Source organism: Bradyrhizobium sp. Kon69, assembly GCF_055807515.1.
Genome location: NZ_JBVVOS010000008.1, coordinates 24,442 through 46,637 on the forward strand (window position 1 = coordinate 24,442; position 22,196 = coordinate 46,637).

At 64.2% G+C, this 22,196-nt stretch carries 23 protein-coding genes; 13 read left to right on the forward strand and 10 right to left on the reverse strand.

Features of this window, described 5'->3' with window-relative positions:
* Positions 1 to 339: 339 nt before the first annotated feature.
* Complete coding sequence (gene dnaA, locus AC0L3U_RS12645) at positions 340 to 1,752, reverse strand: chromosomal replication initiator protein DnaA (RefSeq protein ID WP_027514654.1); 1,413 nt, start codon at positions 1,750 to 1,752, stop codon at positions 340 to 342.
* Between the two features lie 1,267 nt (positions 1,753 to 3,019).
* Entirely contained in the window at positions 3,020 to 3,286 is a 267-nt protein-coding gene (gene rpsT / locus AC0L3U_RS12650) for a 30S ribosomal protein S20 (protein WP_007598259.1), read from the reverse strand.
* A 404-nt stretch (positions 3,287 to 3,690) separates the two neighbouring features.
* On the opposite strand from rpsT, the gene AC0L3U_RS12655 reads away from it, so the two are divergent.
* The 3 genes from AC0L3U_RS12655 (at position 3,691) to AC0L3U_RS12665 (ending at position 5,867) form a co-directional block, all read left to right on the forward strand.
* Positions 3,691 to 4,008, forward strand: a complete 318-nt coding sequence (locus tag AC0L3U_RS12655; protein WP_007616084.1) for a hypothetical protein — start codon at positions 3,691 to 3,693, stop codon at positions 4,006 to 4,008.
* A 183-nt stretch (positions 4,009 to 4,191) separates the two neighbouring features.
* Positions 4,192 to 4,848, forward strand: a complete 657-nt coding sequence (gene msrA / locus AC0L3U_RS12660) for a peptide-methionine (S)-S-oxide reductase MsrA (protein ID WP_473361974.1) — start codon at positions 4,192 to 4,194, stop codon at positions 4,846 to 4,848.
* Positions 4,849 to 5,120: 272 nt separating this feature from the next.
* Positions 5,121 to 5,867 (forward strand): polysaccharide biosynthesis/export family protein, encoded by a 747-nt coding sequence (locus AC0L3U_RS12665; RefSeq protein WP_473361975.1) that lies wholly within the window; start codon positions 5,121 to 5,123, stop codon positions 5,865 to 5,867.
* A 25-nt stretch (positions 5,868 to 5,892) separates the two neighbouring features.
* Here the strand turns inward: AC0L3U_RS12665 and AC0L3U_RS12670 are convergent, their stop codons facing one another.
* The 4 genes from AC0L3U_RS12670 to AC0L3U_RS12685 form a co-directional block, all read right to left on the reverse strand.
* The gene (locus AC0L3U_RS12670) at positions 5,893 to 6,372 is read right to left on the reverse strand and encodes a hypothetical protein (protein WP_473361976.1); all 480 of its coding nucleotides are present in this window, start codon (positions 6,370 to 6,372) and stop codon (positions 5,893 to 5,895) included.
* Between the two features lie 118 nt (positions 6,373 to 6,490).
* Positions 6,491 to 7,162 carry a dienelactone hydrolase family protein gene (locus AC0L3U_RS12675; protein ID WP_473361977.1) on the reverse strand — a complete coding sequence of 224 codons (672 nt, stop codon included), beginning with the start codon at positions 7,160 to 7,162 and terminating at the stop codon, positions 6,491 to 6,493.
* A gap of 158 nt (positions 7,163 to 7,320) precedes the next feature.
* Positions 7,321 to 7,656: a hypothetical protein gene (locus AC0L3U_RS12680; RefSeq protein ID WP_473361978.1), complete on the reverse strand. Its 336-nt coding sequence runs from the start codon at positions 7,654 to 7,656 to the stop codon at positions 7,321 to 7,323.
* A 24-nt stretch (positions 7,657 to 7,680) separates the two neighbouring features.
* Positions 7,681 to 8,445, reverse strand: a complete 765-nt coding sequence (locus tag AC0L3U_RS12685) for an alpha/beta fold hydrolase (protein ID WP_473361979.1) — start codon at positions 8,443 to 8,445, stop codon at positions 7,681 to 7,683.
* Between the two features lie 307 nt (positions 8,446 to 8,752).
* Between AC0L3U_RS12685 and AC0L3U_RS12690 the strand changes: the two genes are divergently transcribed.
* The 3 genes from AC0L3U_RS12690 (at position 8,753) to AC0L3U_RS12700 (ending at position 12,881) form a co-directional block, all read left to right on the forward strand.
* On the forward strand, positions 8,753 to 9,244 hold the full coding sequence (locus AC0L3U_RS12690; protein WP_007616069.1) for a (2Fe-2S)-binding protein: 492 nt from the start codon (positions 8,753 to 8,755) through the stop codon (positions 9,242 to 9,244).
* A complete protein-coding gene (locus AC0L3U_RS12695) occupies positions 9,241 to 11,523 on the forward strand; it encodes a xanthine dehydrogenase family protein molybdopterin-binding subunit (RefSeq protein WP_473361980.1) in 2,283 nt (760 codons plus the stop codon). The genes AC0L3U_RS12690 and AC0L3U_RS12695 overlap by 4 nt, the downstream gene beginning before the upstream one ends.
* A gap of 263 nt (positions 11,524 to 11,786) precedes the next feature.
* A complete protein-coding gene (locus AC0L3U_RS12700; protein ID WP_473288351.1) occupies positions 11,787 to 12,881 on the forward strand; it encodes an HD-GYP domain-containing protein in 1,095 nt (364 codons plus the stop codon).
* A gap of 117 nt (positions 12,882 to 12,998) precedes the next feature.
* On the opposite strand, the gene AC0L3U_RS12705 is transcribed toward AC0L3U_RS12700, so the two are convergent.
* Together AC0L3U_RS12705 and AC0L3U_RS12710 are read right to left on the reverse strand one after the other, a co-directional pair.
* Complete coding sequence (locus tag AC0L3U_RS12705) at positions 12,999 to 14,579, reverse strand: AMP-binding protein (RefSeq protein ID WP_473361981.1); 1,581 nt, start codon at positions 14,577 to 14,579, stop codon at positions 12,999 to 13,001.
* A gap of 183 nt (positions 14,580 to 14,762) precedes the next feature.
* The gene (locus tag AC0L3U_RS12710) at positions 14,763 to 15,182 is read right to left on the reverse strand and encodes a VOC family protein (RefSeq protein ID WP_473361982.1); all 420 of its coding nucleotides are present in this window, start codon (positions 15,180 to 15,182) and stop codon (positions 14,763 to 14,765) included.
* Between the two features lie 125 nt (positions 15,183 to 15,307).
* Here AC0L3U_RS12710 and AC0L3U_RS12715 point away from each other — a divergent pair, with 125 nt between their 5' ends.
* Both AC0L3U_RS12715 and AC0L3U_RS12720 read left to right on the forward strand, forming a co-directional pair.
* Complete coding sequence (locus AC0L3U_RS12715; protein ID WP_473361983.1) at positions 15,308 to 16,282, forward strand: Bug family tripartite tricarboxylate transporter substrate binding protein; 975 nt, start codon at positions 15,308 to 15,310, stop codon at positions 16,280 to 16,282.
* Positions 16,283 to 16,448: 166 nt separating this feature from the next.
* Entirely contained in the window at positions 16,449 to 16,727 is a 279-nt protein-coding gene (locus tag AC0L3U_RS12720; protein WP_247404867.1) for a DUF3551 domain-containing protein, read from the forward strand.
* Positions 16,728 to 16,802: 75 nt separating this feature from the next.
* Here AC0L3U_RS12720 and AC0L3U_RS12725 read toward each other — a convergent pair whose 3' ends face one another.
* Entirely contained in the window at positions 16,803 to 18,053 is a 1,251-nt protein-coding gene (locus AC0L3U_RS12725) for a S1C family serine protease (RefSeq protein ID WP_473361984.1), read from the reverse strand.
* Between the two features lie 202 nt (positions 18,054 to 18,255).
* Here AC0L3U_RS12725 and AC0L3U_RS12730 point away from each other — a divergent pair, with 202 nt between their 5' ends.
* From AC0L3U_RS12730 to AC0L3U_RS12750, 5 genes are all read left to right on the forward strand, one after another.
* Complete coding sequence (locus AC0L3U_RS12730) at positions 18,256 to 18,873, forward strand: hypothetical protein (protein WP_473345801.1); 618 nt, start codon at positions 18,256 to 18,258, stop codon at positions 18,871 to 18,873.
* Positions 18,860 to 19,234 carry a winged helix-turn-helix domain-containing protein gene (locus tag AC0L3U_RS12735; protein ID WP_007616058.1) on the forward strand — a complete coding sequence of 125 codons (375 nt, stop codon included), beginning with the start codon at positions 18,860 to 18,862 and terminating at the stop codon, positions 19,232 to 19,234. The genes AC0L3U_RS12730 and AC0L3U_RS12735 overlap by 14 nt, the downstream gene beginning before the upstream one ends.
* A 31-nt stretch (positions 19,235 to 19,265) precedes the next feature.
* Positions 19,266 to 20,006 (forward strand): di-trans,poly-cis-decaprenylcistransferase, encoded by a 741-nt coding sequence (locus AC0L3U_RS12740; RefSeq protein WP_473361985.1) that lies wholly within the window; start codon positions 19,266 to 19,268, stop codon positions 20,004 to 20,006.
* A gap of 122 nt (positions 20,007 to 20,128) precedes the next feature.
* Positions 20,129 to 20,677 carry a GNAT family N-acetyltransferase gene (locus AC0L3U_RS12745; RefSeq protein ID WP_473361986.1) on the forward strand — a complete coding sequence of 183 codons (549 nt, stop codon included), beginning with the start codon at positions 20,129 to 20,131 and terminating at the stop codon, positions 20,675 to 20,677.
* Positions 20,678 to 20,733: 56 nt separating this feature from the next.
* A complete protein-coding gene (locus tag AC0L3U_RS12750) occupies positions 20,734 to 21,219 on the forward strand; it encodes a Crp/Fnr family transcriptional regulator (RefSeq protein WP_473361987.1) in 486 nt (161 codons plus the stop codon).
* On the opposite strand, the gene AC0L3U_RS12755 is transcribed toward AC0L3U_RS12750, so the two are convergent.
* Positions 21,158 to 21,985: a metallophosphoesterase family protein gene (locus AC0L3U_RS12755; RefSeq protein ID WP_473361988.1), complete on the reverse strand. Its 828-nt coding sequence runs from the start codon at positions 21,983 to 21,985 to the stop codon at positions 21,158 to 21,160. The two genes, AC0L3U_RS12750 and AC0L3U_RS12755, sit on opposite strands and share 62 nt — an antisense overlap.
* Positions 21,986 to 22,196: the final 211 nt, after the last annotated feature.

Here is a 22,196-nt window from a genome sequence, read left to right on the forward strand (position 1 = left end):
GCCGGGCGGCGGGACGCGCGCCACGGCACCGAAGACCCCGGAAAGCCGGATCATCCAGCCGATATGACCAAAGCCGTCAGGGTCGCGCAAGGTGGCGCGGATGGCCCCCGGATTCAAGGGATCGGGAGGCAGTTCCCCACGATTTACCGATGTTTCCGCAACGCGCTGAACGCCTCGCCGGGCACGGACGTCTCTGCACCCGTCATGGCCGGGCTTGTCCCGGCCATCCACGTCTTGGTTCGCGGTCCTAAGAACGTGGATGCCCGGGACAAGCCCGGGCATGACGACCTGCGATGCAGCTTGGGATGCGATCGCACCCGCGCAGAAGGAAATAGGCCTTTATTCCTGAAGCTGGCGCTTGAGCGATTCGACCTCGTCCGACAGCGCCGTGTCCTTGGAAACCAGGGCCTCGATCTTGCGAACGGCGTGCAGCACCGTGGTGTGGTCGCGCCCGCCGAAGCGGCGGCCGATTTCCGGGAGCGATCGCAGGGTCAGCGTCTTGGCGAGATACATCGCCACCTGGCGCGGACGGACCACGTTGGCGGTCCGGCGCGAGGACAAGAGGTCGGAGCGGCTGACATTATACTGCCGCGCCACCACGCGCTGGATGTCCTCGATCTTGATCCGCTTCGGTTCCTGCGGCCGGATCAGGTCGCGCACCTCGTGCTCCGCCATCTCCAGCGTCACCGGCCGGTTGTTGAGCTTCGAGTGCGCGAGCAGGCGGTTGATCGCCCCTTCGAGATCGCGGCCGTTGTGGGTGATGGCGCGGGCCAGATAGGTCAGCACCTCCTCCGGCACCTCGAAGGTTGCATGATGGGCGCGGGCGGCTGCGACGCGCGACTTGAGAATACCGTGCCGCAGCTCCTCGCCGAGCGAGGCCATCTCGACCACGAGGCCGCCGGCCAGCCGCGAGCGCACGCGGTCGTCGAGGCTTTCGAGATCGGACGGCGGACGGTCGGCCGCGATCACGACCTGGCGGCCGGCATCGATCAGCGCGTTCAGCGTGTGACAGAACTCAGCCTGGGTCGACTTGCCCTGCAGGAACTGGAGATCGTCGATCACGAGCACGTCGATGCCGCGCAACGCTTCCTTGAAGGCGAGCGCCGTCTGCGTCTTCAGCGCGGCGACGAAGCCGTACATGAATTTCTCGGCGGTGAGATAAAGCACCTTGCGCTCGTTGCCGGAATTGCCGGCCCAGGTCACCGCCTGCAAGAGATGCGTCTTGCCGAGGCCGACGCCCGCATGGATGTAGAGCGGATTGAACATGACGGGATCGCCGCGACGACCCTCGGCGACCTGACGCGCCGCCGCATGCGCCAGCGTGTTGGAACGGCCGACGACGAAGCTTGCGAAGGTCAGGCGCGGATCGAGCGGCGAACCGCCGAGCGCATCATGATTGGCCGAGACCGGCGCCGTCGCGGTCGAACGCAGCTCCGGCGCAGGCGAGCGGCGCGTTTCGACCGGCGCGGGCGCTTCCTTCTGCTGAACCACGGGGCGCACCGCCGTGCGCACGGTGAGATCGATGCGATGCACTTCCGGCATCTCTGCCTGCCAGCACGACAGTACGCGCTCGGCATAATGGGCCTGGATCCAGCTCTTCAGGAAGCGGGTCGGCACCGACAGACGCACGCTCTCGTCCTGGACGCCTTCCAGATCCATGCGCGCAAACCAGCTCGTATAGACGTCTTCGCCGACGTTCGAGCGCAGCCGACTCTTCACGCGTGACCAGCGATCCTGTTCCGGGGTTGTCATCATTTGAGAACTTTTCTTGAGAGATAAGGTTGCGTGGTGAGCGCCATGCAGAGTTCCTGCCAGCAATACCTGCCCAGGATTATTTGCAATGGCGGGACCTCAAGCGATTTCACCTGCAGGCATGGCTCGACCGTTCGGCGGAAACGCCGCGTCCGATCAGCAATGTCTAGAGATGGAGGGGTCGCGAGGTCAGCGCGTACTCGGCGCTCCGTGACACGCGGGAGGCTTGGTGTCCGACGAATCTAAAACGGCATCGCTGGAAGTCGAAATGCTGGAAGTCGAAATGTGTTTCAATACCGCGTTGAGTTCGTAAGACATGATACCTCCCCGTCCTGCCGTGATTGCTCACGACAAGGTCCTGCGTGTCCAAACGACACCCGCGTCGTCATCGGATGCCTGCCCGTGTACTCGTCCGCTCGGCCTCGCCATCATGCCTGTCGGGGCAGCTTTCAAGATGTCTCTTAAGCGCGAGAGAAAGATCCCGCTTGGAGACATTCAGACAAAGAGCTACCGTTCCCACATTGCTGTGGGTTTTGATCCGACAATCGCTTGTTGAAGCGCCGCCTACGTGCACATCGCCGCCGATTTGCACGCTCGCCCCGTTTCCGATACCGCGCTGGTCTCAAGATCGTGGGCGCCGCTGACCTCTTAAGGAATACACTATGCGGGAAGACTCGCAACGGAATTGATTCACACTTGAGGCATCAAAAATCTTGATCTGCGTTAACGCCACGCGGACTTGTGCACAGGCTTCAGAGCAAGTTTTTGGATTCGTGCACAGAATCGAAGACGCCACGTTTCATGTGACAATTCTCCGCCACCGCCAAAAATTTTTTACAAAAGCGTCACGCGCACGACGCGCGGGCGATTTTTCCAAATGCTTGGCCTCACTATGTCGATAAGTGATTAGCGAGACATCGTTTTTTGAGTCTCGTTTGACAGGGTAACTCCATCGCGTAACGCGATCCGGGGAAACTACGGTGTGCAGAACTCGCAGGTGCCGCGAATTCAACTTGAGCCCGCCTCGCAAGGACTTTTTGCACCGCGGTGGAAGTTTCCGCTGTTGCAAAACCATTCGCAGGTAAAACTACGGGACGCATCATGGTGCAAACGTCGCAATCCTCCGATCGAAGGTCGCTCGACGCGTGACTGCTTGCGTGAATATGACGGGCAACAAAAAAGCCCGGCGCGATGCCGGGCTGTTTGACGTATGCGATGTGCGACCGGATCGTCCGATCGAACGAATGCTGCTAGATCACTCGCGAGGTTACTTGGCGAGCTTGGCGATCTGCGCGGTGAGCCGCGAGACTTTGCGGCTGGCATTGTTCTTGTGAATGATGTTTCGCTGCGCGGCGCGCATCAAGGCGGGCTCGGCGTTCGCCAGCGCCGTCACGGCTGCGGCGCGGTCGCCGGTCTTGATCGCTTCTTCGACGTTACGAACGGCACCGCGCATCTGGGTGCGGCGCGACTTGTTGACGGCGGTGCGGCGGGCGATCTTGCGCGTCGCTTTCTTGGCGGAAGTGGTATTGGCCATGGTCTCAATGTCCTTTGCGGGTACCGGTCGCGTCTTGGTCGGGTAGCGCCGGCTTGCTTGACCGCGTAATCGACGCTCGGAATTAGGGTGTTCGGTTGCTAGGCTGTTCCCGGAACGTGAGCGACAGCCTTGCGGGCCGTCTCTGAGGCCCAGGGAGCCTCTCAGCCCAAGGAGCCTGCATCTGCTCAAAGAACAGCGGCGGCAGGATTGCGCCCGCCGCCAGTTGGCGCCCTTATAGAGAGGGTCTTTGGCACCGTCAACGCTTTCCGGGGCTGCAAAAGCAACCCCTCAGGGCGCGGATGAGTGCCGTAACGCCCTGAAGAGGTTGAATTTCTGCCGTCTCCCTTGTATTGGCTGGCGGCGTTCCGAGGGTCGTCCGATCGGACGACTATAGAGGGTGAGGCATGATCCGCGGCTTTTTCCGACTGATTGGGCTGCTGCTGCTCGCCGGCGGGTTCATCTTCATGGTCTACGACGGGGCCCGCTGGGTGGCCGACCAGACCCTGCGGTTCACCCGCTTCGGCCAGTTCTGGAACGACATCAATCAGGCCAGCCAGACCGCATTCCGGACCTGGGTCGAGGCCAAGGCGCCCTGGCTCTGGACCTCGGTGATCCGCCTGGTGCTGGATCAGCCGGTTTTCGCCGTCCTCGGCATTCTCGGCATCCTCCTGATGATCCTGTTCCGCCCGCGCAAGCCGCTGATCGGCTATTCCCGGGATTGAGCTTTCAATCCCGGGATTGAGCTTTCAATTCGCGCGACTCGAACCTGCGCGCGGACGGCGTAACAGGGCTGCCCCTTTGCGCGTAAAGACCTATATTCCCAACTGATCGCGAGCACGCCGCCTGAGCGCTTGGCTCATCGCCTTGGCTCAGGCGAGGCACAGCTCGTTCCCGGAGACCCGTCCATGCTGTTCATGCGCAAGACCACCGCATTGCCGAGCGCCACGGAAGCGCTGCCCGGCCGTGCGCAAGCCATTCCGACCGCGACCACCCATTTCGTCAACGGCACGAAGTTGCAGCCGCCTTATCCCGCCGGCCTCGAGCAGGCGGTGTTCGGGCTCGGCTGCTTCTGGGGCGCCGAGCGCAAGTTCTGGGAGCTGGGCGAGGGCGTTTACACAACGGCTGTTGGCTATGCCGGCGGCCACACGCCGAACCCGACTTATGAAGAGACCTGCTCGGGCCGCACCGGTCACACCGAAGTGGTGCTGGTCGTGTTCGATCAGAACAAGGTGTCGTACGAGAAGCTGTTGAAGACGTTCTGGGAGAGCCACAACCCAACGCAGGGCATGCGTCAGGGCAACGACGTCGGCACGCAGTACCGAAGCGCGATCTACACCACTTCAGACGCGCAGAAGACAGCGGCCGATCAATCGAAGGCGCTCTATCAGAAGGCGCTTGCTGCAAAAGGTCTCGGCACCATCACCACCGAGATCGCGCCCGCCGGCGAATTCTACTTTGCCGAGGACTATCATCAGCAATATCTGGCCAAGAATCCCGCCGGCTATTGCGGCCTGGGCGGCACCGGCGTGTCCTGCCCGATCGGCGTCGGTGTAAGCGCGTAAGCCAGCCGCGAAGGTGGTGCACCTCTCCCGCTTGCGGGAGAGGTCGGCGCGTCCCGGGCGATGCGAAGCATCGTCCCGCGCGCCGGGTGAGGGTTCTCTCCCCTGGGGGATTGTCCCGTTGTGGAGGCACCCTCTCCCTAACCCTCTCCCGCAGGCGGGAGAGGGAGCGCACTGCGCCCGTAGCCGCATCGTCGCGCCACCTACCCCCGCAACGCTTTATTAACCATAACCGGTGCATCACTGAAGCTGTCTCGTTTCGAGGGATAAGTCCGGTGCCGGTTGCACGCGCGTTTCGATGGTCGATCTCGGCAGCGTCCCTGGCAGCGTCCGCCGCGCTGACCCTTGGCGGCTGCATGCAAACCGCTGGTCCCGTCGCCTATGTGCAGCCGCGCGCCGATCTCGATTCGATGGCCTATGGCCAGCCGTACAACGCGCCGCAGCCGGTCGTCGTCGGCAGTGGCGGCGGTGCCATCGCAGCACTCAGCAGTTCCTTTGCCTCTTCGCCTGCGCCCATGCCGGTCGGTTACGCCGCACCGATGGCGGCGCCGGTCCGCTACGATTCCTCCTACCATCTCGACGCCGGCGACAGGCTGCGCGTCGTGGTCTATGGCCAGGAAGGTCTCACCAACAGCTACGCGATCGACGCCGGCGGCTCCATCACCATGCCGCTGATCGGCGGCGTGCCTGCACGCGGCCGCACCCCGGCGGGCCTTGCCGGCGAGATCGCCGCGCGGCTGCGCAACGGCTACATCCGCGAGCCTTCGGTCGCCGTCGAGATCGAGGCCTATCGCCCGTTCTTCATTCTCGGCGAAGTTTCCGCGCCCGGCCAGTATCCGTATGTGCCGAACATGACGGTCGAAAGCGCCGTCGCGATTGCCGGCGGCTTCTCGCCCCGCGCCAAGCGCGACGTGGTCACCGTCACGCACACGGAAGCCGGCGGCGCCATGCGCGCCGTGGTGCCGCTTGGCACCCCCTTGAGCCCCGGCGACACCGTGTTCGTCGGCGAGCGCTGGTTCTAGAGCGCTTTTCGAGCGAAGCTCTAGCTTACCGCCTGAAATCCAGCCGCCCGTTCGGAAAACATCCGTCGATCCTGGTGGCATCGACCACCAGTCCGACCCATGGCCGTGTGATCACCGGGTTGGTCAGGTTGATGTATTTCCCGACCAGGCGCGTGCCCTCGCGCGCAGCATCGATCAGCCCGTGCCGTCGGCCGTGATCCCAATCAAAGCGCAGATAGATGCGTCCGCCTGCGACCCGCACCTCCGCGCGCCCGTCTTTCCACGTCCCCGGCGTATCGCCGGCGATGGTCCGATCGGCGCCGCCATTCCAGCGGCTGGCCCACGGGCCTTCCAGAGGATCGGAGGGCGCCTGAATGTCTGCCCAATGGGCCGCGTTGACGTCGGCGGCATCGCCCGAAAGTAAGGCGGTTGCGGCATAGTCCATGACGTCGCGATCATCAGGCGCGGGCACGTCCATGGTGCCGAACGGATTGCGGATGACGATATTCGTGTTGGCCTGCTGCATCACGATCTCCCGGCGTGCGGTGGCTTGATCAGCCAGCTCTATCGCCGTGCGGCAGGATGCAGCCACCCGATTCCTGCTCTCCTCGACGCATCCCGGAATGACGGCAGCAAGTGCGGCCCTATTTCAAATGCCTCGTGAAAAATTCCATGCTGCGCGGCCAGGCGATGTCGGCGCTGGCCTTGTCGTAGCTCGCCCGCTCGTCGCAGTGAAAGCCGTGCTGCGCGCCCGGATAGACGAAGACCTCGACGTCCGGCCGCTTCGTCTTGATGGTCTCGACGTCGGTCAGGGGAATGCCGGCATCCTTCTCGCCAAAATGCAGCTGCGTCGGCGCTTTGGGTGTCTCATCGGCAAAGCGCACGACGGCGCCGCCGTAATAGCCGATCGCGGCCTTCAGGCCCGACAGCCGTGTCGCCGCGACGAAGGCGACGCTGCCGCCCAGGCAAAAGCCGATGATGCCGACCGGGCCGACGCTCTTCATCGCATCGATCGCCGCCTGGGTGTCGCGCAGCATCGCGTCCCAATCCGGACTGGCGACGAACTTGCGCGCTTCCGCGATCTCGTCAGGCGTGTAGCCGGACTGGAAGCCCGGCGAGGTCCGGTCGAAGATCGACGGGGCGATCGCGACATAGCCTTCCCCGGCGAGGCGATCGCAGACCGAGCGGATGTGATGGTTGACCCCGAAAATTTCCTGGATCACCACCACCGCGCCCTTCGCCGTGCCCGCGGGGTCAGCGCGATAGCCACTGAGCTGGAAATTGTCGGAGGCCGTCAGCTTGATGTCTTGTCCCACGCGGGTTGTCCTTGTTGGTTGTCACGAATTCACTATCTCCCCTCATCCTGAGGAGCGCGCCCCGGCGCGCGTCTCGAAGGATAGAGGCCGAGCTGCGAGAGGCGGGCCTGCATGGTTCGAGACGGCGCTTCGCGCCTCCTCACCATGAGGAGAACCACCTATTCCCACATCCAGTTCTCGCCATAGTCCTCCTTCCATCCCGCCAGCCGGCCATGGCGAAACTGCAGGAACAGGCGGTGACGGTACGGGATCAGTCCGCTGCCGCCGATGTTGCGAAGCGCGAGATAGATCTCGTTGCCGGGACGTCCGCGCACATATTGCAGCGGTTGCCCCAGCGCCCGCGCGGTCTGCCCGGCATCCATGCCGAAGGCGAGCGGCGTGTTGTTCGACAAGGTCGCGACGAAGGGCAGGCGGGGTGATGTCCCGCCGAATGGCTCGGCTTGCGCGGATACTGACAGCAACACCGCGCCTGCAGCCAACATCGCTCGCTTCATTGCTTGTGTTCCCGTCCGATCGTCCTATTCCGGCAAGTTCTTCAGGAAAGGCAGCACCGCGTCAACAAAAGCCTGCGGCTGGTCGATGTTGACGGCGTGTCCGGCGGCGGGAATCACGATTTTTTGTGCGCCGGGAATTTTCGCGGCCATGTAGTCCGACGCGGCGAGGAACGGCGCGTCGTCGGCACCGACCACGATCAGGCTGGGCACCTTGATCTCCGGCAGCAGCTCGATCACCTGCGCATCGCGCTGGGTCAGCATGCCGCGTGCGGCGAGCGCCAATCCCCTGGCATTGCGATGGTTCGCGGTGGCGCGCTCGCGCGTCGCCGCCTTCAGCACGTCGAGCCCTTCGCGGTCGAACTTGTCGGCGGTGGAGAGCGCCCGCGCGTTCCAGGCCTCGCGTGCGTCGTCCTTCTTGAAGCCCGGTCCGGTGTCGATGATCAGCAGCGCGCGGACGCGCTTTGGATGCGCGCGAGCGAAGGCAAGCGACATGTAGCCGCCGAGCGACAGCCCGCCGATGATGGCGCGCTCAGTGCCGACGGCATCGAGGATCGCCGCGATGTCGCCGACCGTGAGTGCTTCGCTGTAGGCGGCGGGATCGTCGGGATAGTCGGACTGGCCGTGACCGCGCATGTCCCACAAGATCAGCTTGTGATCCCTGGCAAGCGCCTCGACCTGCCCATGCCACATCGCCGAGGTCGATGAGTAGCCGTGGGTCAGCAGCAGCGGCGGACCTTCGCCATGAACCTCGTAGTAGATTTTGACGCCGTCCCGATCGACCCGAGGCATTGCATCCACCCTGTTATCTCGTTTCTTCGCTCATCCTAACGCGGTCGGTTACTCGGAGGAAACTGCCGTGCCGCGATGGCCTGCATGCTTGGCGTGCACTCTATTGCGTTCAGCCGCTGCATCACCGCCCTTCTCGCGACGCACAACGAGCAGGCGTCGCGTTTGTTTCGATCGATTCCAAATTGCATTTGCCTCCGCGCCTGAACGCGATCATTCTTGCGATCAAGGCTGGCGCCGGCCCGGTGGGCGTCCGTCAACACAAGTTGCCGCCGTAAGCGGCTTCATGCACCGGCAGGGGAAGACGCCTATGCCAACTCTCACCATCAACGGGCGGAGTCTGTCCGTGGATGCGGCGAATGATACGCCGCTCCTCTGGGCGATCCGCGAGCAATTGCAGATGACCGGCACCAAGTTCGGCTGCGGTGCCGGGCTTTGCGGCGCCTGCACCGTGCACGTCAACGGCGAAGCCGTGCGGTCGTGCCAGACCATGGTCGGCGATGTCGCCGGCAAGAAGATCACCACCATCGAAGGCCTCGCCGCCAAGGGCGACCATCCCTTGCAGAAGGCGTGGATCGCCGAGCAGGTGCCGCAATGCGGCTACTGCCAGTCCGGGCAGATCATGCAGGCGGCCTCGCTGCTGGCGAAAAATCCCAACCCGACCAAGGAAGAGGTCGTGGCCCATATGGACGGCAATCTCTGCCGTTGCATGACCTATTCGCGGATCCAGAAGGCAATCATGCGCGCCGCAACCGAGATGCGCACCGCATCCGCCTCCGGCAACGAGCGGAGGCCCACATGAATAAGCACATCAAGAGCGTCACAGCCGAAACGACAGATCTCAGCCGCCGCTCCTTCCTGGTCGGCACCGCGGCAACCGGCCTCGTGCTCGGTTATGCCGGCGTGCCCGGCATCGGTGAGGCGCTCGCGGCGCCCCAGAACTTCGAGCCCAGCGTCTGGTACGCGATCGCGCCCGATGGTCTCGTCACCGTCACCTGCGGCAAGGCCGACATGGGCCAGCACATCGCCTCCACCATGGCGCAGATCGTGGCCGAAGAGCTGGGCGCCAAATGGAGCGACATGCGGGTTCAGCTTGCCTCCAATGATCCGAAGTTCAACGATCCCGTGCTCGGCGCGCAGATCACCGGCGGCAGCTGGTCGACCATGATGAACTTCGAGGCCATGAGCCGCGCGGGCGCCGCCGGACGGATGGCGTTGACGGAAGGCGCAGCCGCCGCGATGGGCGTGCCGGCGTCGGAACTGGTGGTGCGCGATTCCATGATCTCGCATCCGAAGTCGAAGAAGGCGATGTCGTTTGCCGATGTCGTCAAGAGCGGCAAGGCGACCAAGTCCTTCACGCCGGACGAGCTAAAGGCGATCAAGCTGAAGACGCCGGATCAATACACCATGATCGGCGTGTCGGTGCCGCAGCTCGACATCCCCTCCAAGACCAACGGCACGGCCAAATACGGCATCGACGTGATGCTGCCGGGCATGGCCTATGGCGCGGTGGTGACGCCGCCGGTGCGCTTCGGCGCCACGGTCAAGTCGGTCGACGACAGCGCCGCCAAGAAAGTGCCGGGCTTCATCAAGGCCGTCACCCTCGATGACAAGACCGGAACGACCTCGGGCTGGGTCGTCGCGGTCGCCGGCACCTATGCCAATGCCAAGAAGGCGGCGCAGGCGCTCAAGATCGCCTATGACGGCGGTCCGAACGCGAAAGTGTCGAGCCAGTCGCTGCTCGACGAGGCCATGCGGCTTCAGAAGCAGGAGGATTCCGGCCAGTTCTTCGTCAAGGACGGCGATCCCGCGGCGGCGTTCGGCACGGCGGCCAAGGTGCTGGAGGCGGAGTACACCACCAGCATCAATATCCATGCACCGATGGAGCCAATGAACGCCACGGCGGAGTTCAAGGGCGAGATCCTGCACATCTATTCCGGCAACCAGTTCGCGACGCGCTCCGGTGCGATCGCGGCGGGCGCGGCCGGGATCGATCCAAAATTCGTCGTCATGCATCAGATGTGGCTCGGCGGCGGCTTTGGCCGCAGGCTGGATGCCGACATGATGATTCCGGCGGTGCAGGCGGCGAAGGCGATCGGCAAGCCGGTGAAGGTGATCTACACGCGCGAGAACGACATGACGATGGATTTCTCGCGTCCGCTCACCTACCAGAAAGTGAAGGCGGGCGTCGACGGCGACGGCAAGCTCGTCGCGCTCAGCCACGACGTGGTTTCGGCCTGGCCGACCCAACGTTGGGGCATTCCCGATTTCCTGACGCCCTCGGTCGACAAGAAGGGTCCGCTCGACTCCTTCACGGTGAACGGGGCCGACTTCTTCTACACCGTGCCCAACCATCATGTGCGCGCGATCAAGAACGAGATGGCGCACAACGCCACGCCGTCCGGCCAGCTCCGCTCGGTCGCGCCGGGTTGGACCTTCTGGGCGGTCGAAAGCATGATCGACGAGATCGCGGCTGCGGCGGGCAAGGACCCCGCCCAGTTCCGCATCTCGCTGCTCGACGGCGCCGGCAAGAACGACGGCGGCGCGCAGCGGCTGCGCAACACGTTGCTCGCCGCGATGGGCCTTGCCGGCTACGGCAGCAGGAAGCTGCCGAAGGGTGAGGGCATGGGCGTAGCCTGCGTCTCCTCGCAGGAACGCGCGACCGCAAGCTGGACGGCCTGCGTCGCCCACGTCGCCGTCGCGCCCTCGGGCGAGGTGACCGTGAAGAAGCTCACGGTCGCCACCGACGTCGGCACGCAGGTGCATCCCGACAATATCCGCGCCCAGGTCGAGGGTGCGGCGCTGTGGGGCCTGTCGCTGGCGATGTACGAAAAGGCGACGCTCAAGGATGGTGGCATCGAACAGACCAATTTCGACAGCTACACGCCCTTGCGCATGAGCCAGGTGCCCGAGGTCGCGATCGCCGTAATCGCCAATGGCGAGAAGGCCACCGGCGTCGGCGAACCCGCGGTGACGGTGATCGCCCCCGCGATCGGCAACGCCATTTTCAACGCCTCGGGCGCCCGCGTCCGGGCCCTGCCGATCACCGCCGAAGCCGTGAAGAGCGCGATGAAGGCGTAAGGCTGGTTGCGATTGTTGACCTGACATGATCCGCCGGGGGCAGCCCCGGCGGATTCGTCTTTGAAAAAGCTCTGTGTTTACAAACACATCTCTACTGTGCATGGGGTTGTTTTCGAGGTTTTGATTGGAGCCGCCCGGGGAGCCGAACTCCGTAAAATTGTTCCTGATTCCGCAGGGTTCCATTGAGCACGCCTCTTAAGGGCCGGAGAACCTGATCCGGCTTAGGCTTTGGCCCGAAACACGCCCGTGCTCTTGGGGAAGCCATGAACGCCTCAGCCAAACCAGCCGCCAAACGCCGGCTCCTGCTCGCCTCCGACCGGAGCGACGAGAGCAGCGAGCTCGCCAGCATCCTCAAGGCGGTCGGCGACGTCGCGACAGTGACGACGCAGGAGCTCCCCGAGCAGCCCTCGCGCGATCTCTCCGGCCTCGTGGTCGACATCAATCTGCGCTCGCCCGAGAGCGTGCAGCGGGTGCGCAACAAGCTGCGCGGCGACGCCTATCGCGCGATGCCTCGTCTGTTCGTGCTTGCGGACGCCCTGCATCACGGCACCATGCAAGCCTGGGCCTTGGGCGCCACCGACACCATCTCGCGGCCGCTTCAGCCCGAGGACATCCTGCAGCGCATCCGTGCGGCCTTCCCTGACACCGCCGTCTATGACGCCACCGATCGCGGCAAGACGCTCAATCGCGGCGTCGAGGCCGCGCATGCGGTGCTGAAGAAGATGTTCGAGAAGCTGCCGCTCGGCGTGCCCCTGACCTTCGACGACGTCATCGCCGCCGAGAGCAAGATCCTGAAGGCGATCAAGCACTCCTCGCTGCGCGAGTGGCTCACCACGGTGGGCTGCCACCATGTCGGCAGCTACCGCCACTGCCTGTTCGTGACCGGATTTGCGGTCTCCTTCGCCCAGCATCTCGGCATGCGCGAGGACGACCAGCGCCGGCTGACCCGCGCCGCGCTGCTGCATGACGTCGGCAAGGCGTTCGTTCCCTCCGCGCTGCTCGACAAGCCCGGCAAGCTCACCGACGAGGAGATGGCGGAAGTCCGCCAGCATCCGCGCCGCGGCTATGACGCACTCGCAGCCCAAGGCGGCTTCCCTCCGGAGATGCTCGACGTCGTGCTGCATCACCACGAATTCCTCGACGGCTCCGGCTATCCCAACAATCTCTCGTCGAACCAGATCAGCGATATCGTGCGGGTCACGACGATCGTCGACATCTACGCGGCACTCGTGGAGAAGCGCGCCTATCGCATGCCATTCACCCACTCGCGCGCGTTTACGATGATGGAAGGCATGGGCGGCAAGCTGGACCAGCAGCTGTTGCAGGCCTTCCGCCCGGTGGCGCTGGGGTCGTTCTGATGTCGGTGTCGTAGCTGTAGGGTGGGTTAGCGTAGCGTAACCCACCATGCTTCCGCATTTGCCGGACGAAGTTGGTGGGTTACGCCTTCGGCTAATCCACCCTACGATCTCTAGGCTTCACCCCACCATCTTCCTCAGCTCCGCCTTCGCGACCTTCTCCAGCGTCGAGCGCGGCATGTCGTCGACGAAGCGGATCTCGCGCGGCACCTTGAAGTCGGCGAGGCCGGCGCGGCAGGCGGCCATCACCGCCTCGTGCAGATCCGGCCGCGCAGCGGCGACGCCGCCCTGCGGGATGATGAAGACGACCGGCACCTCGTCCAGCATCGGATGCGTCTTCGCCACCACGGCGGCCTCGCGCACGCCGGGGACGAGTGCGACCACCTGCTCGATCTCGGACGCCGCGACGTTCTCGCCGCCGACCTTGAGCATGTCCTTGCTGCGGTCTGCGAAGCGAATGTAGCCGTTCTCCAGCCGCACCACGCGGTCACCGGTGAGAAAGAAGCCGTGCTCGTCGAAGCTCTCGCGCGTCGCCTTTTCGTTGTGCAGATATTCGGCGAACAGCGACAGGCCGATAATGCCCTTGATCGAGAGATTGCCGGTGCCGCCGATTTCGGTCGGCCGCCCGTCGTCGTCGGTGATGCGGATTTCATATTCCGGCGCGGCGCGGCCGATCGACATCGGGATGTTGGGCTGGTCGATCTCGCCGACGATGCCGTGGGTGATGGTCTCGGTCATGCCCCACCAGCCGATGATCTTGACGCCGAAGGCCGCGAAGGCCGGCGGCTCGTTGATCGCGGTGCCCCACAGACGGAATTTGTGATCGCGCGGGATCTCGTGCTCGAGCAGCGCCTTCATGCAGAACGGGATCGTCGAAGTCCAGGTCGAGCCGTGCTCGCGCGCGGCGTGCCAGAACCGGCTGGCGGAAAAGCGCGGCTGGATCACGCAGGTGGCGCCGACCCATAGCGTCGCCAGCATCGAATAGGCCAGCGCGTTGGTGTGGAATAGCGGCAGATAGGCTTGATGCACGTCGCTTGCGTGCAGGTCTTCGTGCGCGGCGTTGATCTTGGCACCCCACAGCGCGTTGGCGTGGGTCCACAGCACCGCCTTGGGGCGCGATGTCGTGCCCGAGGTGTATTGCACGCTGCAGGGCGCGCGCGGATCGGTCGCGCGCCCGGGACGGTCGGCGCTGTCGGCGAACAGCTCCTCAAAGCTGTCGCCGCGTGAGACCGGGTTCGCGGGCGCCGCGCCCGAATCGTGCGAGGTCACCGCCATCCAGCGGATGTTGCGGCAATTCTGCGCGACGATCTCGGCATAGGCCGGCTGCGTGATCGCGGCAACAGCGCTGCAATGATCGGCAAAATAGTCGAGCTCGGCCGGCGCCGAGCGCGTGTTGGTGGTCACCGCGATAGCGCCGAGTTCGACACAGGCGAACCAGGCCAGCAGCGCCTCGATGCAATTGTCGAGATGAATGAGCACATATTCGCCCGGCTTGACGCCGCGCTTCGTCAGTCCCGCCGCGAGCGCGCCGACCCGCTCGTGAAATTCGCCATAGCTCCAGCGCCGCGCGGGCGCGTCGAACGGCGCCCAGATCAGGAACGGATGTGAGTTGCGCACCTCAGCCCGCATCTTCAGCAACCAGGGCACGTCGAGTCCGTCGAACGGGCCCACGATTCCGGCGGCGGCTTGCGAATTCGGCATACGTCTCTCCCGTGCAGCCCGCATCTTGCTGGCGGCTGCGTTTTGATGATTGCGTCTTCCTGCTCTCTCCGTCGTCATTGCGAGCGGAGCGAAGCAATCCAGAATCTCTCCGCGGGGACAGTCTGGATTGCTTCGTCGCAACGGCTCCTCGCAATGACGATGCGTGGGGCAGGCGGCTTGGCCTTACCGGCCGCCGTCCTCATACGACGAAATCTCGATCAGGCTGCCATCCGGATCCCTGCAATAGACCGACCGCAGGGTGCCGCGGGCGCCCTGCTTGAGAACCGGGCCTTGTTCGATCGCGACGCCATGTGCCTTCAAATGCGCCACCACCTCGTCGGGGCCGGCGGATGTGAGGAAGCACAGATCCTCGCTGCCGGCGGTCTGGTGGTCCGCGGTGAACCACTCCACCTTGTCGGCATCGCGCGGCCGGACGTTGATCTTCTGGTTACCGAATTGCAACGAAGTCCGCGGCGCTTTGCCGCCGCCGGGGTCGAACGCCTTGACTTCCATGCCGAGAATCTTGCCGTACCACGCGGCGGTCACTGCGACGTCCGCGACGTTGATCACGAGATGATCGAGGGCTTCGACCTTGACCGCCATGCCTTATCCTTTCGTCGTGATGCGCCCCGTGCACTTTCCGCCTGCGGCAAGCTTTGTTACAACCGCGCCGACGCCATTTTCAAGCTATCTGGCTTCAAGAACAACACGTTGGGAGAACCCTTGAAATGATCACTCGCCGTACCGCGCTGAGCCTGCTCGCCGCCAGTCCGCTTGCAGCCAGCCCGCTGTCGAAGGCCTTTGCCGCCGATTATCCGACCCACCCGGTGAAATGGGTGGTCGGCTATCCGCCGGGCGGGGCCACCGACATCCTGGCGCGGCTGATCGGTCAGCGGCTGTCGGAGAAGTTCGGCCAGCAATTCGTGATCGAGAACAAGCCGGGTGCCGGCAACAATATCGCCACCGAATCGGTCGTCAACGCCGAGCCCGACGGCTATACGCTGCAACTGGTCAATCCGGCCAACTACATCAACGCCTCGCTCTACACCAACCTGAAGTTCAACTTCGTGCGCGACATCGCGCCGGTCGCCTCGTTCCAGCGCGTACCGAACGTGATGACCGTCAACAAGGACGTGCCGGCCAAGACCGTCGCCGAGTTCATCGAATACGTGAAGGCCAATCCCGGCAAGGTCAACATGGCTTCCTCAGGCAACGGCACCTCGGTGCATCTGTCCGGCGAGATGTTCATGGCGCTGACGGGCTGCAAGATGCAGCACGTGCCCTATCGCGGCGCCGCGCCCGCGATCACCGACATGCTCGGCGGCCAGGTGCAGGTGATCTTCGACAACATGCCCTCGATCATCCAGCACATCCGGTCCGGCTCGCTCCGCGCCATCGGCGTCACCACGGCGGAGCGCTCGCCGCAGCTGCCCGACGTGCCGGCGATCGGCGAGACCGTGAAGGGCTACGAGGCGAGCGCGCTGTTCGGCATGGGTGCGCCGAAGAACACGCCCAAGGAGATCATCGCCAAGCTCAACAGCGAGATCAACACGCTGATAAAGGAGCCGGACATGGCCAAGCGGCTGATCGAGCTCGGCGGCGAGCCGCGGGCGCAGACGCCAGAGGCGTTCGGCGAGGAGATCAAGGCCGAGACCGAGAAATGGAAGAAGGTCGTCGAGTTCGCCGGCCTGAAGGTCGAGTAGCGATCTTGTGATGTCCGTGATGGAGCCCTGCCCGTTCGGCAGGGCTTTTTTCTTGCGCATCAAGGTTTCTTGCGTGTCAGCGCCCGTCGATCTGGAATAAAACGGCGTGGCGAAACCTGATGTTATATGGCGCGTATCTCGCGCTATGAGGATAGGAGTTGGGATCATGCGCAAGACGCAATTGGCACTGCTGGGCCTCGGCGCGACACTCCTTGCCGGCTTCTCCGCCGTCACCCCCGCCGCGGCGCACGACTATCCCTGGTGCGCCCAGGGCGGCGGCTACGAGTATCCCGGCGATTGCACCTACAGCACCTATGGACAATGTCAGGCCAGTGTGTCGGGCCGGCTCATGGCCTGCGGGCCCAATCCGCTCGTCGCCTACGGTCAATCGTCCCTGCCGCAACCGCGGCAGCCGCGGCGCACGCGTCCCGTCGCGCCGTATTGAGGAACTCGCGGTTGACTGGCAGTCCGGATCGCGTTCGCGCCATCCGCGGCCGCGCGGACGCCACCTGCATTGCCGCTACCGCTTCGCCTCGGCCTGCTCCGTGCCGTTGCACGAGATCAGCATCGTATACGGCCGCGCGTTGCCGGCGATGTCGGTGGTCTTGATCTCGCCCTTCGGTTCGGCAGTCTGGTAGGGCACCACGGAGTTGTCGAGGAAGTCGCGCAGCGCGCCGGTCTTGATCGCGAAGTTGATGTTCTCGGGGATGTTGCCGGTCGCCGCGGCGACCCGTAATCCGTCCAGCTTTCCCGTAACCACGCCGACGATCTGCCCGGTGGTGTCGAACAGCGGGCCGCCGCTATTGCCGGGCTGCACCGGCGCACTGATTTGCAGGAAACGCGAATCGTTGCGCATGCCGCTGAGCGAGCTGACGATGCCAGTCGTCACGGTGAAATCCGAAGTCAGCAATCCATGGAACGGAAAGCCGATCGCGACGACGGAATCGCCGGAGCGGATCGAGCGGTCGCGGATCCGGGCGAACTCCTTGAACGTGGTCGTCGACGGCGCCTGGAGCAACGCGAGATCGTTGTTGGCGTCGCTCGACACCACGCGCAAAACCATTCCGGCTTCGCCCGTGAGATTGCCCTTGATGTCGCCGACGCAGCCATTGATCACATGGTTATTGGTGACGATGTGTCCGCTGGCGCTCACGACAAAGCCGGTGCCGCTCTTGGCTCTGGCAGGTTTGGTGCCGTTGGCTGGCGGTGATGCCTGCTTGTCGGACGCGGCCTGCGGCTTTGCCGCGACCTTCGTAAAGTCTCCGGCCTTGTTCAGTCCGTCGGCTTTCACCTTGGTGACGCAATTGGCCAATGCCGCAATCACGGGCCCGGCCGAGGTCAGGTCGAAATTCAGCACGGTGCGGCCGCTCGTCGCGACCATCAGGCTTGCCTTCTGAAACGCTCGTACCACGTTGGCAGGCATGACGGAGCTGAGCATGTTCGTCTGGTTGGCCGTGGCGAACAGTCTGGCCTGCTCCTGTCCGTCAAAGATGACGTCGATCGCGGCGTTCTCGCCCTGCTTGAAGTGGTAGCTGGGACTCGCAAAGCTCAATATCCACGAGCCCCCAGTATTCTGGCCGACGACGAGAATGACGCCGTTGGCATAAGGCGCCGTCGCGGCACAATGCGAGAAGGCTCCCGTTTCGTCATTGCTGAACGCGCCGCCAACCCAGTTGCCGATTTTGACGCTGCCGAATGGCCCGGCCGCGTGCGCAACGCTGCCAACGCTCAGCTGCAATAAAGACGCAACGATGAATGACTTAAGCCACATGCTTTCCCCCCAGAACGCGCTCGCGGGCATCTTATCTGTGGGAGCAGGTGTCGCGCAACCGGCAGTTGTCCGGCGAGCGCCAGTGCCAAGAGGCGACGTTCGGGACTTGCCTTTACTTTGCGATCCGATATACTTTGCGGTACAAAGTAACGGGATCGATAGTCCCGGCAAGCATGGGCGGAACGAGGTTTTGGCGTTGCCAATGCGCGATCTCGACAAGGCACTGGCTGACATCGTGGCGATCCGCAGTCAGATTGCGGCCGGCACGGCGTTCCGCGGCTACGGCCCGGCGACGATGGCGGCGACCGGTGCCGTCGCGCTTCTCACCGCAATCCTGCAATTCTGGTTGCTCGATGATCCCACCGGCGAGCCGCTCGGTTTCTTCCTCGGTTGGTTCATTGCCGCCGCGCTCTCCGGCCTGACGATCGGTATCGAGATGCGCGCACGTTCGCGCCGCCATCATTCGGGTCTCGCCGATGCGATGATCCACCAGGCCGTCGAGCAGTTCCTGCCCGCAGGCGTTGCCGGTGTTCTGCTTGCGGTGGTGATGTGGAAGTTCGCGGGCGAAACGCTGTGGTTGCTGCCGGGTCTGTGGCAGATCCTGGTGTCGCTCGGCATTTTCGCTTCCGTCCGCTCGCTGCCGCGCACCGTGGCGCTCGCCGGCGCCTGGTATTTCATGTCCGGCTTCGCCGTGGTGGTGCTCGCGAGCCAAACCCATACGCTGTCGCCCTGGACCATGGGCCTGCCCTTCGTGATCGGGCAGTCGGTGATGGCGGGCATTCTGTATTTCGCATCCGGAGACCATGATGTCGAAGATTGACAGCGCACCCTTCTCTTATGAAGGACTGGACCGCGTGATCCACGAGAAGGCGAGGCTCGGACTTCTGACCTCGCTGATGGCGCATCCGAAGGGTCTGGCGTTCGCCGATCTCAAGCAGCTCTGCGGCCTCACTGACGGCAATCTCAGCCGGCATCTCGCCGTGCTCCAGGAAGCCGGCCTCGTCGAGGTGACCAAGGGCTATGAGGGCAATCGCCCGCACACGACCTGCCGCCTGACCAAGGCCGGCCGCCGCCGCTTCCTCGATTATCTCGCCGTGCTCGAACGGCTGGTGCGCGACGCCGCCAAGGCCGCCGGGCGCGAGGCGGCGCCGCTCGGCCGCCTCGGTATCGTCTCGACCTGATCCTCCCCCTTTTTTGACCGGAGACTTTGCAATGCAAAGTGAACTTGTGTCCCGCAACGAGAAGCTTCACGTCGGCATCATCATGGACGGCAACGGGAGATGGGCGACACGGCGCGGCCTGTCGCGCGTGCGCGGGCATGAGGCCGGCGTCGAGGCAATCCGCCGCATCGTCGAAGCCGCGCCCAAGCAGGGCATCGGCACGCTGACGCTCTACGCCTTCTCCACCGACAATTGGCGAAGGCCGAAGGCCGAGGTCGCCGCGCTGATGACGCTTCTGCGCTTCTACCTCGCCAACGAGGTGCAGAGCCTGGTCAAGAACGGCGTGCGCCTCACCGTGATCGGCCGCCGCGACCGCCTGCCCGACGGCATCGCCAATGCGATTGCGCGTGCGGAAGACGCCACCGCGCACGGCAGCACGCTTCATCTGCGCATCGCCGTCGACTATTCCGCGCGCGACGCCATTCTCAACGCAGCGGCGAAGGCGGCGGCGCTGACGAGTCTCACCCGCGAGGCGTTCTCGCAGCTCGTTACCGGCGAGGCCGGTTTGCGCGACGTCGACCTCATCATCCGTACCTCGGGTGAGAAACGGCTGTCGGACTTCCTGCTCTGGGAAGGTGCCTATGCCGAGCTGCACTTCACCGAGCGGATGTGGCCCGAATTCGACGCGGGCGATCTCGCCGCGGCCCTGGTCTCCTTCCACGGCCGCGAGCGCCGCTTTGGCGGGCTCCAGGCGATCGTGCCGGAGGAGGTGCCTTCACTCTCTCGCGTGTGACGCCCGGCACTGAGGCACGAAACTGTTCGTTTTCGGCCGCAAGATTGGCAACACCGTCCAAGCGCTAAGCGCGCGGTCTCGGCTAGGTCTGCATTCGATGCAACCTGCCGAAAGCCTCGCGCATGTCACACTTATTGCTGGATGCCGTTCTCGAGTCAGCCGAAGCCAGCGCCACGGTCCGTATCAGGCCGGCCAGCGCGTCCGATGTCGAGAGCCTCTCGATCTATTTCACGAGCCTCTCCGCGACATCGCGCAACAAGCGCTTCATGGGCGCGCGGGCGGACATTGCCGTGGTCGCGGCCGAATGCGTCGCCAGGACCAGCCATCCCGATCATTTCACCCTGCTCGCCGAGATCAGGCAGGAGGGGCAAGGCACGATCGTCGGTGAAACCAGATACGCCTACGATGCGGCTGCACGGCATGGTGATTTCGCCATCTCTGTTGCCGATGGCTTTCAGCGCCAGGGCGTCGGCCTCCGCATGATGACGGCGATGGAGAGGCACGCGAGCGATCTTGGTCACGAGATGATTGCAGCCGAGACCGCACGCGTGAACGCCGAGATGCGCGGCCTTGCGAAGAAGGCCGGGTTCGAGGACACCGGGCTCGGAGACTGGCAGTCGGTCCATCTCGCGAAGCGTCTGTCGCGGGTGCGCGGCTTGCCACAAATTTGAGCAAGCGCGCGACGCCGATCGTGCCCTAGTATCTCCCTGCGACGGAGCTTGGTCGGATGCGCGCAGTTCTGGATTATTGCACCGGTGGGTCGGAGCGGCAGGTTGCGGCCGGCACGCTGATCGTCGCTGAAGGCGGCACCACCGGTCATCTCTATGTGCTGATGCAGGGCAAGCTCGAAGTGCTCAAGGGCGAGATGGTGGTCGCCACCGTCACCGAGCCCGGCGCCGTGCTCGGCGAAATGTCGGTGCTGCTGGGGCAGCCGCACACTGCGACCGTACGGGCCTGCTCCGACTCCGTCGTCTACGAATTCGAGGACGCCGCTTCGTTCCTCAGGCAGGAGGCGGGCGTGGCGCTTCTGATCGCCAAGATGCTGGCGCAGCGGCTCAATGTCGCCAACACCTATCTCGCCGATCTCAAGCAGCAATATGCCGGCCACGGCACCCATCTGGCCATGGTCGGCGAGGTGCTCCAGAGCATGATCAACCTGCCGCCGCTCGAGGTCTCGCCAGGCTCGGATCGGCAATCCGATCCAAGAATGTGAGCCAGTCGGGCGGCGCCTCGATCGGAGCGGCGGGTCGCTGCAGCGACCCGTCAAGATCGATCCATTGCGCCTCGCCGGCCGCAAGCCAGAACGCCCTGTCCGCATCGAGGTCCAGTACGATATAGGTCGGCGGGCGGCCGGGTTGCAGGCCGGTGTTGAAGACCCAGGTCTGGCCGAGCCGGTCGAACCACGAGCCATCGGTAATGAACGGCGACTGATGCACATGGCCCGAGATCACGATCGAGGGCTGGTACTGCATGATCCATTGCACCAATTCGACGTCGCCGAAGAAACGCTTGCCGCCCCAGCTCGTCGGTGAATCCGCCGGCGGCGCATGATGGATCCAGATCCAGCGCTGCGGCCGGCCGGCCGCGGCGGCGGCGAGCTGCGCGACGAGGCGTTGCTTGACCAGTGGCCCGTCCCACCATGGGCACACCGTGAACAACGTGTCGCCGACGCTGAGGCTGTCACCATCGCAGACGATGCCCAACTCGCGCACCTCCGAGATCCAGCGCGAGATCTTTTCGCCTTCCGCATTGCGCTCGTCGAGGTCGTGATTGCCGGAGCACAGGATCACGCGGGTCTTGCCGGCGAGCAGGGTGAGGTACTTCTTCACCACCACGATCTGCGCGCGAAAATCCACCATCGAGCCGATGTCGAGCGCATCGCCGGCGAAGATCACGAGGTCGAATTGCGGAGCGGCGCTGACGAGCCAGTCGAGCTGAGGCAGCGAATAGTGCAGGTCGGCCACGACCAGGCAGCGCATTGGAAATCCAGGGGTGAGACGTCAAAAACGCTCGGGATTGCAAAATATCTAAACGTAAGACGCAGACCAGCCGCATCTCTCGCCAATTCAATGCGGGCAGTATGCTGCGGCGCATCCGCGGGTGCAAGCATCGAAGCGTCGCCGGGCTGGACCGGATCATCGAATTCTGATGTCGTGGCGTATCCTCAACAGCTCGTGTCCCCAACAGCTC

Excerpts from the sequence above, each read along its gene's own strand:
- AC0L3U_RS12750 (WP_473361987.1), top strand. The coding sequence starts at position 20,734 with ATGCGCGCAGTTCTGGATTATTGCACCGGTGGGTCGGAGCGGCAGGTT.
- AC0L3U_RS12720 (WP_247404867.1), top strand. The coding sequence starts at position 16,449 with ATGCGCAAGACGCAATTGGCACTGCTGGGCCTCGGCGCGACACTCCTT.
- rpsT (WP_007598259.1), bottom strand. The coding sequence starts at position 3,286 with ATGGCCAATACCACTTCCGCCAAGAAAGCGACGCGCAAGATCGCCCGC.
- AC0L3U_RS12685 (WP_473361979.1), bottom strand. The coding sequence starts at position 8,445 with ATGCCTCGGGTCGATCGGGACGGCGTCAAAATCTACTACGAGGTTCAT.
- AC0L3U_RS12655 (WP_007616084.1), top strand. The coding sequence starts at position 3,691 with ATGATCCGCGGCTTTTTCCGACTGATTGGGCTGCTGCTGCTCGCCGGC.
- AC0L3U_RS12690 (WP_007616069.1), top strand. The coding sequence starts at position 8,753 with ATGCCAACTCTCACCATCAACGGGCGGAGTCTGTCCGTGGATGCGGCG.
- AC0L3U_RS12705 (WP_473361981.1), bottom strand. The coding sequence starts at position 14,579 with ATGCCGAATTCGCAAGCCGCCGCCGGAATCGTGGGCCCGTTCGACGGA.
- msrA (WP_473361974.1), top strand. The coding sequence starts at position 4,192 with ATGCTGTTCATGCGCAAGACCACCGCATTGCCGAGCGCCACGGAAGCG.
- AC0L3U_RS12745 (WP_473361986.1), top strand. The coding sequence starts at position 20,129 with ATGTCACACTTATTGCTGGATGCCGTTCTCGAGTCAGCCGAAGCCAGC.
- AC0L3U_RS12680 (WP_473361978.1), bottom strand. The coding sequence starts at position 7,656 with ATGAAGCGAGCGATGTTGGCTGCAGGCGCGGTGTTGCTGTCAGTATCC.
- AC0L3U_RS12735 (WP_007616058.1), top strand. The coding sequence starts at position 18,860 with ATGTCGAAGATTGACAGCGCACCCTTCTCTTATGAAGGACTGGACCGC.
- AC0L3U_RS12710 (WP_473361982.1), bottom strand. The coding sequence starts at position 15,182 with ATGGCGGTCAAGGTCGAAGCCCTCGATCATCTCGTGATCAACGTCGCG.
- AC0L3U_RS12725 (WP_473361984.1), bottom strand. The coding sequence starts at position 18,053 with ATGTGGCTTAAGTCATTCATCGTTGCGTCTTTATTGCAGCTGAGCGTT.
- AC0L3U_RS12730 (WP_473345801.1), top strand. The coding sequence starts at position 18,256 with ATGCGCGATCTCGACAAGGCACTGGCTGACATCGTGGCGATCCGCAGT.
- AC0L3U_RS12715 (WP_473361983.1), top strand. The coding sequence starts at position 15,308 with ATGATCACTCGCCGTACCGCGCTGAGCCTGCTCGCCGCCAGTCCGCTT.
- AC0L3U_RS12670 (WP_473361976.1), bottom strand. The coding sequence starts at position 6,372 with ATGCAGCAGGCCAACACGAATATCGTCATCCGCAATCCGTTCGGCACC.
- AC0L3U_RS12700 (WP_473288351.1), top strand. The coding sequence starts at position 11,787 with ATGAACGCCTCAGCCAAACCAGCCGCCAAACGCCGGCTCCTGCTCGCC.
- AC0L3U_RS12695 (WP_473361980.1), top strand. The coding sequence starts at position 9,241 with ATGAATAAGCACATCAAGAGCGTCACAGCCGAAACGACAGATCTCAGC.
- AC0L3U_RS12740 (WP_473361985.1), top strand. The coding sequence starts at position 19,266 with ATGCAAAGTGAACTTGTGTCCCGCAACGAGAAGCTTCACGTCGGCATC.
- AC0L3U_RS12755 (WP_473361988.1), bottom strand. The coding sequence starts at position 21,985 with ATGCGCTGCCTGGTCGTGGCCGACCTGCACTATTCGCTGCCTCAGCTC.
- dnaA (WP_027514654.1), bottom strand. The coding sequence starts at position 1,752 with ATGACAACCCCGGAACAGGATCGCTGGTCACGCGTGAAGAGTCGGCTG.